The 14,805-nt window shown below is 41.3% G+C and carries 18 protein-coding genes; 14 read left to right on the top strand and 4 right to left on the bottom strand.

The window, feature by feature from the left end; genetic code table 11:
* Window positions 1-19 precede the first annotated feature (19 nt).
* Entirely contained in the window at window positions 20-229 is a 210-nt protein-coding gene (locus tag IE339_RS18385) for a CDGSH iron-sulfur domain-containing protein (RefSeq protein ID WP_053402220.1), read from the bottom strand.
* A gap of 151 nt (window positions 230-380) precedes the next feature.
* Here IE339_RS18385 and IE339_RS18380 point away from each other — a divergent pair, with 151 nt between their 5' ends.
* The gene (locus IE339_RS18380; RefSeq protein ID WP_242169916.1) at window positions 381-719 is read left to right on the top strand and encodes an iron-sulfur cluster biosynthesis family protein; all 339 of its coding nucleotides are present in this window, start codon (window positions 381-383) and stop codon (window positions 717-719) included.
* A 51-nt stretch (window positions 720-770) separates the two neighbouring features.
* Here the strand turns inward: IE339_RS18380 and IE339_RS18375 are convergent, their stop codons facing one another.
* Together IE339_RS18375 and IE339_RS18370 are read right to left on the bottom strand one after the other, a co-directional pair.
* Window positions 771-1,688 (bottom strand): alpha/beta hydrolase, encoded by a 918-nt coding sequence (locus IE339_RS18375; RefSeq protein WP_242169914.1) that lies wholly within the window; start codon window positions 1,686-1,688, stop codon window positions 771-773.
* Window positions 1,689-1,738: 50 nt separating this feature from the next.
* Entirely contained in the window at window positions 1,739-2,641 is a 903-nt protein-coding gene (locus tag IE339_RS18370) for a hydroxymethylglutaryl-CoA lyase (RefSeq protein ID WP_242169912.1), read from the bottom strand.
* Between the two features lie 169 nt (window positions 2,642-2,810).
* On the opposite strand from IE339_RS18370, the gene IE339_RS18365 reads away from it, so the two are divergent.
* The 4 genes from IE339_RS18365 (at window position 2,811) to IE339_RS18350 (ending at window position 5,774) form a co-directional block, all read left to right on the top strand.
* Window positions 2,811-3,998, top strand: coding sequence for an acetyl-CoA C-acetyltransferase (locus IE339_RS18365; RefSeq protein ID WP_242169910.1), 1,188 nt, complete (start codon window positions 2,811-2,813; stop codon window positions 3,996-3,998).
* A gap of 83 nt (window positions 3,999-4,081) precedes the next feature.
* The gene (locus IE339_RS18360) at window positions 4,082-4,771 is read left to right on the top strand and encodes a CoA transferase subunit A (RefSeq protein WP_242169908.1); all 690 of its coding nucleotides are present in this window, start codon (window positions 4,082-4,084) and stop codon (window positions 4,769-4,771) included.
* A gap of 15 nt (window positions 4,772-4,786) precedes the next feature.
* Window positions 4,787-5,455: a CoA transferase subunit B gene (locus IE339_RS18355; protein WP_242169906.1), complete on the top strand. Its 669-nt coding sequence runs from the start codon at window positions 4,787-4,789 to the stop codon at window positions 5,453-5,455.
* Window positions 5,456-5,525: 70 nt separating this feature from the next.
* Entirely contained in the window at window positions 5,526-5,774 is a 249-nt protein-coding gene (locus IE339_RS18350) for a YqkE family protein (protein ID WP_053402227.1), read from the top strand.
* 46 nt (window positions 5,775-5,820) lie between these two features.
* On the opposite strand, the gene IE339_RS18345 is transcribed toward IE339_RS18350, so the two are convergent.
* Entirely contained in the window at window positions 5,821-6,741 is a 921-nt protein-coding gene (locus tag IE339_RS18345) for an aldo/keto reductase (protein ID WP_242169904.1), read from the bottom strand.
* A 162-nt stretch (window positions 6,742-6,903) separates the two neighbouring features.
* On the opposite strand from IE339_RS18345, the gene IE339_RS18340 reads away from it, so the two are divergent.
* The 9 genes from IE339_RS18340 (at window position 6,904) to IE339_RS18300 (ending at window position 14,789) form a co-directional block, all read left to right on the top strand.
* Window positions 6,904-7,455, top strand: a complete 552-nt coding sequence (locus tag IE339_RS18340) for an NUDIX domain-containing protein (protein ID WP_242169901.1) — start codon at window positions 6,904-6,906, stop codon at window positions 7,453-7,455.
* Between the two features lies 1 nt (window position 7,456).
* A complete protein-coding gene (locus tag IE339_RS18335) occupies window positions 7,457-8,620 on the top strand; it encodes an endonuclease Q family protein (RefSeq protein ID WP_242169898.1) in 1,164 nt (387 codons plus the stop codon).
* A gap of 79 nt (window positions 8,621-8,699) precedes the next feature.
* On the top strand, window positions 8,700-9,344 hold the full coding sequence (spoIIM, locus tag IE339_RS18330) for a stage II sporulation protein M (protein WP_242176236.1): 645 nt from the start codon (window positions 8,700-8,702) through the stop codon (window positions 9,342-9,344).
* Window positions 9,345-9,456: 112 nt separating this feature from the next.
* Entirely contained in the window at window positions 9,457-9,915 is a 459-nt protein-coding gene (locus IE339_RS18325) for a ferric iron uptake transcriptional regulator (protein WP_242169895.1), read from the top strand.
* Between the two features lie 143 nt (window positions 9,916-10,058).
* Window positions 10,059-10,289 (top strand): YqzK family protein, encoded by a 231-nt coding sequence (locus IE339_RS18320; protein ID WP_242169892.1) that lies wholly within the window; start codon window positions 10,059-10,061, stop codon window positions 10,287-10,289.
* Window positions 10,290-10,295: 6 nt separating this feature from the next.
* Complete coding sequence (xerD, locus tag IE339_RS18315) at window positions 10,296-11,189, top strand: site-specific tyrosine recombinase XerD (protein ID WP_242169890.1); 894 nt, start codon at window positions 10,296-10,298, stop codon at window positions 11,187-11,189.
* A gap of 229 nt (window positions 11,190-11,418) precedes the next feature.
* Window positions 11,419-12,603 carry a phosphopentomutase gene (deoB, locus tag IE339_RS18310; protein WP_242169887.1) on the top strand — a complete coding sequence of 395 codons (1,185 nt, stop codon included), beginning with the start codon at window positions 11,419-11,421 and terminating at the stop codon, window positions 12,601-12,603.
* Window positions 12,604-12,635: 32 nt separating this feature from the next.
* Window positions 12,636-13,451 (top strand): purine-nucleoside phosphorylase, encoded by an 816-nt coding sequence (locus tag IE339_RS18305; protein WP_242169885.1) that lies wholly within the window; start codon window positions 12,636-12,638, stop codon window positions 13,449-13,451.
* A 36-nt stretch (window positions 13,452-13,487) separates the two neighbouring features.
* Complete coding sequence (locus IE339_RS18300) at window positions 13,488-14,789, top strand: pyrimidine-nucleoside phosphorylase (RefSeq protein ID WP_242169882.1); 1,302 nt, start codon at window positions 13,488-13,490, stop codon at window positions 14,787-14,789.
* Window positions 14,790-14,805 lie beyond the last annotated feature (16 nt).

The following is a 14,805-nucleotide window of genomic DNA, read 5'->3' as shown; positions in this document are numbered from 1 at the left end:
CTGAAATGAGAGTTTTTCTTTATTCTTCGTCTTTTACGGCGCTAACGACAGAAGAAAATTGTCCTTTATGAGCCCCATCGCAAAACGGCATCTTCTGTGACAAGCCGCAGCGGCAAAGAGAAAACGTTTCTTTTGTTTCGAATTTGTTGCCTTCAGCATCCACAAGCTCAACGTCACCTGTAACGCGGAATGAACCATTATTATTTACTTTAATTTGCACTTTTGACATATATATGCCCCTTTCATTACTTCTTTTTTCCATCGTACTGATAAATGCACTAGTTTGCAAGAGGAGCTCGGCAGTTTTCTTGCCCCAAAAACGGGAAAGAGTATACTATAGGTAAGAAGAGTTCTCTATTTCACAAAGTGAGGTTTTGAAAATGAACATTACATTTACTGATACAGCAATCGAACGTATTAAAAAAACATGGCCTGATCAAGACAAAGGCGTTTTGAAATTAAAATATGATACAGATGGGTGTGGCTGCGTTGTGAGCGGCGTTTCAGCTCTATGGGTAATTCCTGAAGCAGAAGAAGGAGATACGGCGCTTGAGACAAATTTTGTCCCGGTTTACGTGGAAAAAACGACACTTGTCTTCTTTGATGAAAACGTAACGGTCGACTTTTCAACATCAGCCAATACGTACATGCTGAAAAGCCCGAATCAAATTTTAAATCCGCGCATGTCATTGCTTAATCAGCTTGCGGTATCATCGTAAAAATACTGTGCATGAAAAAAGAAGGTGCTCAATTGAGCATCTTCTTTTCGTTTATGCTTGAGGAGCCAATTCATATTCAGCTAAAAATTCATCAATGATTTGCTTGTAGTGGCTGCCATTGTCTGCATAAGAACGGGCATGCGTTCCTTTTGGCGCCATGTACAGTTTTTTCGGGCCCTGTTTTTTTGCATAAAGTGCCTTTGTCATATAGGGCAAGATATAGTCATCTTCCTCACTGTGAATAAATAAAGCGGGCTTTTGAATGTTCTGAACAGCGTTGATCGGTGACACATCTTTAAGTGAATAGCCGTCTCGTACCTTTAAAAACACGTTGGCTAAGGGAAGAATGTACTTGCTTGGTAAGCGGAATTCTTCTTTTAAGCGGTAGGTAAGCTGCTCCTCAAAGCTTGAAAACGGACAGTCTAAAATGTAAAAAGACGCACCGTCTTCGACCATACCAGCATAAAGTAGAGTTGTGACAGCTCCCATTGATTCACCGTGAATACCGAGCGTAATATCTGTTCCAAGTGTTAACTTCGCCCAGTGAACGATTGCTTGAAGGTCGAATTTTTCATAGTGTCCATAGCTTGTTGTTTTTCCTTCGGACAAGCCGTGTCGACGATGGTCATATAAAATAACGTTCCAACCACGCTCTATAAAAAGGTTCATGTACTTAATTGAGTTATACGAGTTAACCGTAACACCGTGGCAAAAAATAATATAATTTTTATGCTCGTAAGGTGCAATAAGCGTTCCGTTCAGCTTATAGCCAAAAGGAGAAGGTACTGTAAACGTTTGCTTTTCTAGCTGCTCGTAAGCATCCATATCAAATAAACCTTCGCTTGTTTCACGCGTGATAATCTCCTCATCCTGCTTTTTCTTGATGTACATAATTTGATTCGTGAAAAAAACTCCTGCCCCCGCCGCTACTCCAGCAACGGCTCCTAGCGCTACAACCCATTTCTTCATAAGTAAACATGCTCCTTTGCTTAGTGTTTGTTGTTATTTTAGCATGTTTTTTACAGATGACCCAAGTTGTGCTGTAGGGCAAAGTGTTTGCTGTCAATTTTGCGGGACACATATGGTGAAAGAAAGGCGACGGCATCTAAAAGTGCGTTAAGATCAATCCCTGTTTGCAATCCCATTTGTTCAAGCATAAATACAACATCTTCTGTCGCAACGTTTCCTGTGGCCCCTTTGGCAAATGGACATCCGCCTAACCCACCAGCAGACGTATCAAAGCGGGTAATGCCAGCTTGAAGAGCCGCATATATATTGGCAATGGCCATTCCTCTTGTATCGTGAAAATGTGCGGTCAGTAGGAGCGGCAGATCGGCCTTCACGAACGAAGAAAAAAGGCTGTATACTTCTTTTGGATTTGCCATCCCAATCGTATCAGCAATGCTTAATTCATCAACGCCAGCTTTTGCGAAGGCTTCACCTAACGCAAGAACCTCTCTTTCTGCTATTTTCCCTTCATATGGACAGTAGAAGGATGTTGAGATACACGCACGTATAAACTTGTGTTGCTGCTTTAATTGTTGAATAAGGGGAACTAATTCTTGAAGACTTTCTTGGGTGGTTTTATTAATGTTTTTTTGATTAAACGTATTGCTGACACCGACAAACACAGCTAGGGAAGAACAGGAAAGCTCTTCGGCCAGCTCAATGCCTTTTTTGTTTGGAACTAAAACGATATTTCGAGTATCATCCTGAATCGCACTGATCACATCTCGTGCATCTTTCATTTGTGGCACCCATTTAGGGGACACGAGCGAAGTGATCTCCATTTCCTTAAATCCTGCTTGCTTGAGCTTGTGAATGAATTGAATTTTAACGTCGGTCGGGACAAATTGGCTCTCATTTTGCAAACCATCACGAGGACCAACTTCGATTAATGTGACAGGCTGGGCATTAAGCATGATTTTAACCTCTCTTTGTAAGCGTCTTCATCAAGACTATCTTACGAAAAGGTATCTAAAAATTCAATATAAATAATAAATTTTGACAAATTAAGAGGATTTTAGCTATAAAACGAGAATGTAATACACTGAGAAACAAGTAATCTAAGTAACGGGGAGATGTGGCGACATGAGTCAAACAGAAGTAGTAATTGTAAGCGCTGTAAGAACGGCGATCGGAAGCTTTGGTGGTAGTTTGCAAAATGTTTCAGCGACAACGTTAGGAAGTACTGTTATCAAAGCGGCGTTAAACAGAGCGAGCGTTCAGTCACATGATGTGGACGAAGTCATCATGGGGAACGTACTTCAAGCTGGTTTAGGGCAAAATCCGGCACGACAAGCAGCATTAGAAGCTGGACTACCTGAAACCGTTCCTGCTATGACAATCAATAAAGTTTGCGGTTCAGGATTAAAGGCCGTACACCTAGCAGCACAGGCAATTTTAGCTGGGGATGCGGAGATTGTTGTTGCGGGTGGAATGGAAAATATGAGTCAGGCCCCTTACTTGTTAAACGGAGCACGAAATGGTTTTAAGATGGGCGATCAAAAAGTAGTAGATAGTATGATAAAAGACGGTTTATGGTGTGCGTTTAACGACTATCACATGGGCGTAACGGCGGAAAATTTATGTGAAAAGTACGATATTAAAAGAGAAGAGCAAGATGAATTTTCAGCAGCGAGCCAGCAAAAGGCCGTCGCAGCTATTGAAGCAGGTCGCTTCAAAGACGAAATTGTCCCAGTAGAAGTTCCGGGCAAAAAAGGGCAAGTTACGGTATTTGAGCAAGATGAATTTCCACGTGCAGGTACAACAGCTGATAAGCTCGCAAAACTTCGTCCGGCGTTCAAGAAAGACGGAAGTGTGACGGCAGGTAACGCGTCAGGTATTAATGACGGGGCGGCAGCAGTGGTCGTGATGAGTCTTGCGAAAGCAAATGAGCTTGGAATTAAACCACTCGTACATATTAAAGCAAACGCAAGCGCAGGCGTTGACCCAAGCATTATGGGAATTGGACCTGTAGCAGCAGTGAAAAAGGCATTAGAAAAAGCAACGATCAGCTTAGAGGATATTGATCTAGTAGAAGCGAACGAGGCGTTTGCAGCTCAATCATTAGCCGTTGATCGCGAGCTTCATTTCAACAAGGAAGCGTTAAATGTGAATGGTGGAGCCATTGCATTAGGACATCCAATCGGCGCAAGTGGAACTCGTGTACTTGTTACGCTGATTCATGAAATGCAAAAGCGTAAGGTCAAACGTGGGCTTGCAACGCTCTGTATTGGCGGCGGTCAAGGGGTTGCCACAATTATCGAACGTCCATGATTGTAAAAGGTAGTGAAGAATTGCTTCACTGCCTTTTCAAAATAAATAATAGTAAGCGTTTTCTAAAACAAGGGGGTTTATAAATGAAGAATGTATATTCGTCATTCGCGCAAGCGGTCGAAAAGATTAAAGATGGCTCAACAATTATGGTAGGAGGATTTGGTCTTTGCGGAATCCCGGAGAACTTGATTTTAGCTCTTGTGGAAACAGGAGTGAAGGACTTAACGGTCATCTCCAATAACTGTGGGGTAGATGATTGGGGACTTGGCTTATTATTAAAAAACAAACAAATCAAAAAAATGGTGGGCTCTTACGTAGGTGAAAACAAGGAATTTGAGCGCCAAGTATTATCAGGAGAAATTGAAGTTGAACTGTTGCCGCAAGGAACGCTTGCTGAGAAAATCCGTGCTGGTGGAGCTGGAATTCCCGCTTTTTATACCCCAGCAGGAGTAGGAACACCAATTGCACTTGGAAAAGAAACGCGTCACTTCAATGGTAAAGAATATGTGTTAGAAGAAGCTCTTGTAGCGGATTACAGCTTAGTACGTGCTCACAAAGCGGACCGAATGGGGAACTTAATTTACAACAAAACAGCTCGTAACTTTAGTCCAATGATTGCTGCAGCAGGGAAAGTAACGATTGCTGAGGTAGAGGAATTATATGATATTGGCCACTTAGATCCAAATATGATTCACACGCCAAGTGTCTATGTTCAGGCTTTGATCGTCGGGGAGCAGCAAAAACGTATCGAACGATTAACCGTATCAAACTAAAGGGGGCGTATGTAGATGATTCAAGATGGTGTAAAAGTAAGAGAGCGTATCGCAAGGAGAGCAGAAAAGGAAATTCAAGATGGGTACTATGTAAACCTCGGTATTGGCATTCCAACGCTCGTAGCCAATTATATCTCTGATAATAAGCAGGTTGTACTTCAGTCCGAAAACGGTCTGCTAGGAATTGGACCATATCCTGATAAAGATGCCGTCGATCCGGACCTTATCAATGCAGGGAAAGAAACGGTTACGGCTATCCCTGGCGCTTCTTACTTTGATAGTGCCGAATCATTTGCGATGATTCGCGGCGGTCATATTGACATTGCCATTTTAGGAGGCATGGAAGTATCGGAAACGGGTGATCTTGCTAACTGGATGATTCCTGGGAAAATGATTAAGGGAATGGGCGGCGCGATGGATTTAGTGCACGGTGCCAGACGTATTATCGTTATTATGGAGCACGTGACGAAAAAAGGAGAGCCGAAGATTCTAAAAGAATGCACGCTTCCATTAACAGGAAAAGGTGTGGTGAATCGTATCGTGACGGATCGCGCTGTTATTGACGTAACAGAAGATGGTTTAAAACTTATTGAAGTTGCGCAAGGATTTACTGTTGAAGATATTAAAAATTCAACAGAACCACCTCTGATTGTCGATGAGAACGTAAAGCTCGATAGCTATTAATCACATCCATACGCATTCTTCTGTTCATATGGTATAATCTTGCTTACGAGTAATGTAGGGGGGAATATCCATGGCTAAAAAACGAAACAACGCTCCGTCTAAAAAGAAAGAAAATGATTCATTAACATTGCAAGATCAGTTAAATGAAGGCGTTTGGGCGAAGCTAAAAGAAAAGAAACAATCTCTTGAAGCAGAAGAAACGAAGCAAAAGGAAGAACAGCTTCGCAAGCAAAGAGAAGAGCGCAAACAGCGTGAGAAAAATAAATCCTTTGAAGAACTCCTAAGCGAAAGTTCAATGAACTGGAAAGAATATAAATGAGTAAAAACCACCTCTTGACGGGAAGAGGTGGTTTTTTTTACGGCTGTTAGCGATGAGCTTCGTACACGGATGACTTTGTGAGCGCCTGATACTGCTCGTATTCCGCTGCTGTTAGCGGCATACCACTGACGGCTTTGGCATTGTCTTTAATTTGTTCAACCGTGCTCGCACCAGCAATCACAGATGCGACCACCGGGGAATGAAGGCAGTATTGAAGAGCAGATTCTGTTAAAGAATGGTCTGATCGAACCTGCTTCAAATCAGGTAATAGAGACGTTAGCTCCTCGTAAGAATAGTCAAGGTAGCCCTTGCCATTAAATTTGCTCTCTAGCTTTTGCGTACCATTTTCACTTAGTAGACCTTTTGCGACAGGCCCTCGTGCAACGACACTAATGTGATGTTCGCTTAAAAGAGCCAAGACCGCTTCTTCAGGGCGACGGTCAAACATGCTGTATTGCATCATGACGCTAATGATAGAGGATTTTTTCACGTATTCGCGGATGACATTTGGGCGAATGGATGAAATGCCGTAATAACGAATGACGCCTTCTTGCTTGAGATCTTCAAACGCTTCAATCGTTTCATCAATGCGATCTTCCATTGTGCCACCGTGGAGCTGATAAAGATCGATATAATCTGTTCCAAGGCGGCGCAGACTTTCTTTTACTTCTTCTTTTATGTAGCTTTTCGATGCATCCCAATGCCAGCCTTCTTTTCCTTCTTCCCAGCGGTTTCCGACTTTTGTTGCGAGAATAATTTCTTGTCTCTTTTCACGAATGGCTTTCCCAATAATTTCTTCGTTTGTGCCAAAATCGTACAGATCAGCTGTATCTAAATAATTCACGCCTAAATCTAGCGCTTGATCAATCACGCTTTTTGCCTGTACATAATCCGTGCCAAGTGACATACATCCTAGACCTAGTTCACTAACCATCAAATCAGATGAGCCAAGTTGTCTCTTTTTCATTTTCTTTCCTCCTAACGCTCTTTTTTGTATTGTAGCGTTAATGCACGTTTGAACTCAACTAAGAGGTCTCTATTCTTCAAAGCGTATGAAAGAGATGAGTTGTGTTACACTTAGTGAAAGATTGGTTCCTACATAAAATAAATGAAATCATGAGGTGACGATGTGAAACATTTAGTCGAAAAAACAATTGAGTCTGAAAAAATTTTTAATGGGCGCGTAATTGACCTATATCACGAGAAAGTAGAGCTACCGAACGGTAAAACAAGTACAAGAGAAATCATTAAGCATCCAGGGGCAGTGGCGATTATTGCGTTAACAGAAGATCATAAAATGGTCATGGTAAAACAATATCGTAAGGCGATGGAGCGTTTACTTGTGGAAATACCAGCTGGCAAGCTTGAAATAGGAGAGGAGCCGATTGAAACGGCAAAGCGTGAATTAGAGGAAGAAACAGGCTATACGACGGATCATCTCCACCATATTATTTCTTTTTACACATCACCAGGATTTGCCGACGAGCTTGTTCATTTATACTTAGCAACGGATTTAAAGGTGATGGAAACAAAAGCAGAGCTTGATGAAGATGAATTCGTTGAAGTGATGGAGCTCACCATTGATGAGGCACTAGAGCTTATTCGCACAAATGAAATTTACGATGCAAAAACTGCGTATGCCGTTCAATATCTACAATTGCGGAGCGCGCTAGGAGAATAAGATGCAACGATACTACGTTGATCTACACGTTCATATCGGTCGAACACGTTCAGATCGCCCAGTAAAAATTACCGCTGCACGAACGTTAACGATGGCATCGATTTTACAAGAGGCAACTGAACGTAAAGGGTTAAATCTCATCGGTGTTATTGACTGCCACGTACCGGAAGTCATTGCGGAATTAGAAGAAATGCTTGAGCATGGTCGATTAGATGAGCTAGAAGAAGGCGGCTTACGCTATAAAGATGAAGACGTAACGCTTATTTTAGGATCTGAAATTGAACTCTATGATGAGCATTGTAAAGGGCCTATTCATGTGCTGTGCTATCTTCCTGCAATAGAAGCAATGAAAGATTTTTCCCTTTGGTTTGCGAACCGGGTTAAAAATATTACGCTTAGCTCTCAGCGAATTTATGAAAAAGCAACCGTCCTGCAAGAGAAGGTCAAATCCTTAGGTGGTCTGTTCATACCGGCTCATATCTTCACACCGTTTAAAAGTTTGTACGGACGAGGCGTAACACGTTCTTTAACGGAAGTGTTTGATCCATTATTAATTGACGCGGTGGAGCTTGGCTTAAGCGCAGATACGAAGATGGCAGATCAAATAGCGGAGCTTCATCACTATTCTTTTCTATCGAATTCCGATGCTCATTCAACACCGAAGCTAGCAAGAGAATATCAAGTGATGGAAATGAAAAGTCCGTCATTTCTAGAATTGAAGAAGGTATTAAAAGGGGAAGACGGGCGTCGAATTGTAGCGAACTATGGTTTAAATCCGCTGTTAGGAAAATATCACCGAACGGCTTGTGAGCGGTGCGCAACTCCCGTACAAGGAAATGAAAAGGTCTGTCAAAACTGTGGATCAACGAAGTTCATCAAAGGCGTTTACAATCGACTAATGGAACTGAAAAATACGGATGAAGAAGCGACACGTCCTCCTTACATTCACCAAGTTCCTCTTCAATTTTTGCCAGGGATTGGCCCAAAAACGCTTGAAAAGCTTATTGAGAAAGTTGGTACGGAAATGTATATCTTGCATGAGGCGACGGAATCCGAGCTTAGTAAGGCTGTAAAAGCTCCGATCGTCGAGCTGATTTTGAAGGCAAGAAACGGAATACTAGCAATTCAAACCGGAGGCGGAGGCGTGTACGGAAAGATTTTATAACCTTTTTTGTTCAGAGGAATAGTTGTCTGGAATCTATCATATAATCTATCAATCGACTCGTAGGAGTAGGAGGCATATGATGAGACGAAAGATGATGAATTCTAGGTATGTTCAGCACGTTCGCGAGCATAGTTCCATTTATTTATTTACGACGGTTCTGTTTTTAATGGGCGTGATATTTGGCGCTATTGTAGTAAATAGCTTAAACGTAGAGCAAAAACAGGGGTTATACTTTTATTTAAATCGGTTTTTCGGACAAGTATCTCAAGGACAGTTCTCAAATCATCATGAAATGTTTCAGCAAAGCTTTTTGCATAACGTAAAGTACTTGGGGCTGATTTGGATTCTTGGGATATCCATTATTGGGCTACCGCTCGTTCTTATCCTTTTGTTTTTAAAAGGAATGGTCGTTGGTTTTACGGTCGGGTTTCTCGTCAACCAAATGGGATTAAACGGCTTTTTACTATCTTCCGTGTCGGTACTTCCACAAAATCTATTCTTAATTCCAGCCTTCATTATCTTATCAACGTTATCAATTGCCTTTTCATTAAAGTTAGTGAGGCAGCAATTTCTAAAACGTAGCAAAGAATCCATTTCAGCGGCCTTTTTACGGTATAGTCTTTCGATCGTTGGCATTCTTCTTTTTATTACGCTTGCTTCTAGTTTTGAGGCGTATGCTTCTCCACCTCTGATGAAATCGGTTATGTCCTTTATTAACAAATAAGAATGGTTATCACATAATAACCATTCTTATTTGTTAATTATAATGATTTTATTTTGACACTTTCTCTACATTTGATATAATAAATGAATGAATGGCGAGGGAGGGAATAGAGATGGAAAGTCGAATTGATAGAATAAAGCAGCAGTTGCACTCAGCAAGCTATAAGCTTACTCCTCAAAGGGAAGCGACTGTTAGAGTACTCCTTGAACATGAAGAGGACCATTTGAGTGCTGAAGATGTATATCTCCTCGTCAAGGAAAAATCTCCAGAAATTGGCTTAGCAACTGTATACCGTACGTTAGAATTATTAACGGAATTAAAAGTAGTCGACAAAATTAACTTCGGTGATGGCGTTTCACGCTATGATCTTCGCAAAGAAGGAGCAGCGCATTTTCACCATCATCTCGTATGTATTGAGTGTGGAGCGGTAGATGAAATCCAAGATGATCTGCTAGAAGACGTAGAGGAAATAGTAGAGAGAGATTGGAAGTTTAAAATTAAAGATCACCGTTTAACGTTTCATGGCATTTGTCACAGATGTCAAGATAAAGAAGAGAATGAAGATAACTAATGAAATAGCCTTTTCCGTCTAGAGGAGAAGGTTTTTGTTATATAAAGAAGCTACATAGAAATAAGAAAAGACGGGAAATGACGTATAAAACCTACCATTTCTGGCATATCTTCTAATAACGCTTTTTATTGGAGGATTAGAAGATGAAATCGTGGGCAGAAACCGTTTATAATACGGGTAAAGTATTTCTTTTTTTCATGGGATTTACGTTTCTCTTTTACTATGGAATTGTTTGGGTTCATCAAGAATACCAAGACTACCATAAATATGATGAACCACAGGGGTCTGCGGTAAAGGTAGCCAACATGGGTCATGAAGAAAAATCAACGTCATGGATCGATCGACTATTATTGTTTTATCAGAATGGGGAGTAATGACCGTTGGAATTTCATATTCAGGATTTTATGCATTATTTGATTGTCGAGCGAGGTCTTGCGGAAAATACCATTGAGTCGTATCAGCGCGATTTAAAAAAGTATGAACAATTTTTAAAGAACGTCGAGCAAATCACATCCTATAATGACGTATCACGAGTTCATATCGTATCGTTTCTTCGATATTTACATGAACAGCAAAAATCATCAAAGACAATTGCAAGACATGTGGCATCCATTCGTTCGTTTCATCAGTTTTTGTTGCGTGAAAAGATTGCGGATCAAGATCCTTCCGTTCACGTTGAAATACCTCAAACAGAACGAAAGCTGCCGAAAGTGTTAAATGCCGATGAGGTAGAGGCGCTTTTAATGAGCGCGGATACGTCGACACCTCTTGGCATTCGAGACAAAGCCATGCTAGAGTTGCTGTACGCAACTGGCATTCGGGTATCAGAGCTCGTCAACTTAAACATTGAAGATGTTCACGTCACGATGGGATTTCTTCGATGCTTTGGGAAGGGGAGCAAGGAACGAATTGTTCCAATGGGGAGAATGGCATCGGAAGCGATTCAATCATACATTGAACGAGCACGAGGGCAGCTCCTGAAAAAGCAAAGCAGTGAAACGGCATTATTTTTAAATCATCATGGAAATCGGTTAACGAGACAAGGGTTCTGGAAAATTCTTAAAAAGCTAGCAAGAGAAGCAAGAATTGAAAAAGAACTGACCCCGCATACGCTCAGACACTCATTTGCAACGCATTTATTGGAAAACGGAGCCGATTTGAGGGCCGTACAAGAAATGTTGGGACATGCCGACATTTCGACTACGCAAATCTACACGCACGTTACAAAAACTAGATTAAAAGATGTATATAATCAATTTCATCCTCGAGCATAATTGCTTAAAGAGGAGAGAAAAGGTGGAGCGTTTAGAAGCGCTCCACCTTTTTTTGTGAACTTTTTGTAATCGCTTTATTTTTTAGTGTACAACTCAGGACAAAACGACTATACTTGTGTTGTCAGACTTCTGATGAGTTGTGAACAACGTTTGCCATTCTCTTGTAGGAGTTAAACAAGAGGAAATGGGGAAACTTACAAATAAATTCTATCTATGGAGGTATTTTGCTATGTCTTCCAATACATACAAACGCGTATTTTTAGTGGTAATGGATTCAGTAGGGATCGGTGAAGCACCGGATGCGGCACAATATGATGACAAAGGGTCAGATACGCTTGGTCATATCGCTGAGCATCGTGGTGGCCTAAAGATGCCTAATATGGCGAAGTTAGGTCTAAGTAATATTCGTGAAATTAAAGGGATTGAAAAAGCAGACAAGCCCCTTGCTTTTTATACAAAAATGCAGGAAGCATCAACAGGAAAAGATACGATGACAGGTCATTGGGAAATCATGGGCCTTCATATTGATAAACCGTTCCGCGTATTTCCAGACGGCTTCCCAGATGAGCTTCTTCAAGATCTTGAGGAAAAAACTGGACGTAAAATTATCGGAAACAAACCAGCTTCAGGAACAGAAATTTTAGATGAGCTTGGAAAAGAGCACATGGAAACAGGGGCATTAATTGTCTATACGTCAGCAGATTCTGTGCTTCAAATTGCGGCTCATGAAGAAATCGTACCAATTGATGAGCTGTATAAAATCTGTAAAATCGCTCGTGAACTTACATTAGATGAAAAGTACATGGTAGGACGCGTTATTGCTCGTCCGTTCCTTGGAGAGCCTGGGAAATTCACACGTACGTCTAATCGACATGATTATGCGCTAAAGCCATTTGGTCGTACGGTCATGAATGAATTAAAAGATGAAAAGTATGATGTGATTGCCATTGGTAAAATTTCCGATATCTATGATGGTGAGGGAGTGACACAATCACTTCGCACAAAGTCAAACATGGATGGTATGGATAAATTGGTCGACACGCTGTCAATGGACTTTACAGGGCTTAGCTTCTTAAACCTAGTGGACTTCGATGCGTTATTCGGCCATCGCCGTGATCCACAAGGATATGGAGATGCGCTTGAAGAGTTTGATGCACGTCTACCAGAAGTGTTTGAAAAACTAACAGAAGATGACTTACTAATCATCACAGCAGATCATGGTAATGACCCTGTTCATCACGGAACAGATCATACGCGTGAATACGTACCTTTAGTGGTTTATAGCAAAAAATTCACAGAAGGTAGAGAAATTTCACTTCGTCAAACGTTTGCGGATATTGGAGCAACGGTTGCTGAAAACTTCAATGTGAAATTACCTGAGCACGGAACATCGTTTTTAAATGAATTAAAATAATAGATAAAATGACGACAGGTGGAGGTAGAAACATGAACAGTACGTTAATCCAAAAATCAGCGGATTATATTAAAGAGAAATTCTCGAAAACACCGACTGTAGGACTTATCTTAGGATCAGGTCTAGGGGTTCTAGCAGATGAAATTGAAGAAGCAGTGCAAATTCCGTACGAAGAGATTCCGGAATTTCCTGTTTCAACGGTTGAAGGTCATGCAGGACAGCTTGTATTGGGAACAATTAATGATGTGACCGTTGTCGCGATGCAAGGTCGTTTTCACTATTACGAAGGATACAGCCTTGAAAAAGTGACGTTCCCTGTGCGTGTGATGAAGGCGCTAGGCGTTGAAACAGTGATCGTAACGAATGCGGCAGGTGGCGTAAACGAATCGTTCAATCCAGGCGACTTAATGATTATTAGCGATCATATTAATAATCTTGGAGACAATCCGCTTATCGGGAAAAACGACGGCGAGCTTGGTGTACGATTCCCAGATATGTCTGAAGCGTACAGCAAAAATCTTCGTGAGCTGGCGAAGAAAACAGCAGCGAAATTAGACATTGCGGTTCAAGAAGGCGTATATGTTGCGAACTCTGGTCCATGTTATGAAACGCCAGCTGAAATTCGCTTCCTTCGCGCTGTTGGAGCAGATGCGGTTGGAATGTCTACGGTCCCTGAAGTCATCGTTGCGCGTCACAGTTCAATGAACGTACTCGGAATCTCTTGTATTTCTAACATGGCAGCAGGGATCTTAGATCAGCCGTTAAACCATGAAGAAGTGATGGAGACGACGGAAAAAGTTAAGACGCAATTTTTATCACTTGTAAAAGCAATTATTAAAGAAATTTAATCATATCTATACACATAACGGAGAAGGTGCTTACAAATGAGAATGGTTGATATTATTCAAAAGAAACGTAACGGAAAAGAACTAACAACAGAAGAAATTAATTTCTTTGTAGAGGGGTATACAAAGGGAGATATTCCAGACTATCAAGTGTCTGCACTCATGATGGCTGTCTACTTCCAAGGAATGAAATCGAACGAAATTGCTACGTTAACACAAGCAATGGTGAACTCTGGTGAAACGATTGATTTATCAGCAATCGAAGGACACAAAGTTGATAAGCATTCAACAGGTGGGGTAGGAGACAAAACAACGTTTATTGTAGGACCATTAGTAGCATCTGTAGGTGTGCCGGTTGCTAAAATGTCTGGGCGCGGCCTTGGACATACGGGTGGAACGCTCGATAAGTTAGAGGCAATTGAAGGCTTCCATATCGAAATGACAAAAGAAGAATTTATTAATAACGTAAACACGCATAAACTAGCTGTGGCAGGTCAAACAGGAAACTTAGCGCCAGCGGATAAAAAATTATATGCGCTTCGTGACGTGACGGCAACGGTAGACTCAATTCCGTTAATCGCTGGATCAATTATGAGTAAAAAGCTTGCTTCAGGTGCTGATGGAATTGTACTAGACGTAAAAACGGGATCTGGTGCATTCATGAAGACACTCGAAGATTCTGAAGCTCTTGCAAAAGAAATGGTTAATATCGGGAACAACTTAGGTCGTCACACAGTTGCAGTTATTAGTGATATGAATCAACCACTTGGCTTCGAAGTTGGAAATGCAAACGAAGTACGTGAAGCGGTAGAAGTACTTCAAGGGAAAAAAGTAGACGATCTTCGCCGTCTATCGTTAGAGTTGTCTTCACATATGGCAGTCATCGCTGAAATCTTTGACACGTATGAAGAAGCATACAAAGAATTAGAGAAAAACCTTGAAAACGGCAAAGCGTTTGAAGTGTTCCGTTCCTTCGTTCAAGCTCAAGGTGGAAACGTAGACATGATCGATGATTTGAGCAAGCTTCCTCAAGCGAAATACCAAGTGGAAGTAAAAGCTGAAAAAGATGGCTATGTGTCTGCAATTGAGGCGGAATCCATTGGGATTGCAGCTATGTATTTAGGAGCTGGTCGTGCAACAAAAGACGACCAAATTAACCATGCAGTCGGCATTACGCTGAAGAAAAAAGTGGGAGATAAAGTCAAAGCTGGTGAAGCGATCGTTGTGCTTCATACAGATGATGAAAACCCAACGGATTCAATCAAAAAAGTACAAGAGGCGTACGAAATTTCAAACAGCAAGCCTGAAGAGCGTCCGCTTATTCATAACGTAATTAAATAAACTTAGTGAGTAAACA

It is taken from the genome of Priestia koreensis (assembly GCF_022646885.1).
Lineage (GTDB): Bacteria > Bacillota > Bacilli > Bacillales > Bacillaceae_H > Bacillus_AG > Bacillus_AG koreensis_A.
The sequence above is the reverse complement of the archived record's forward strand: the minus strand, read 5'-3'. Positions and strand labels throughout refer to the sequence as shown.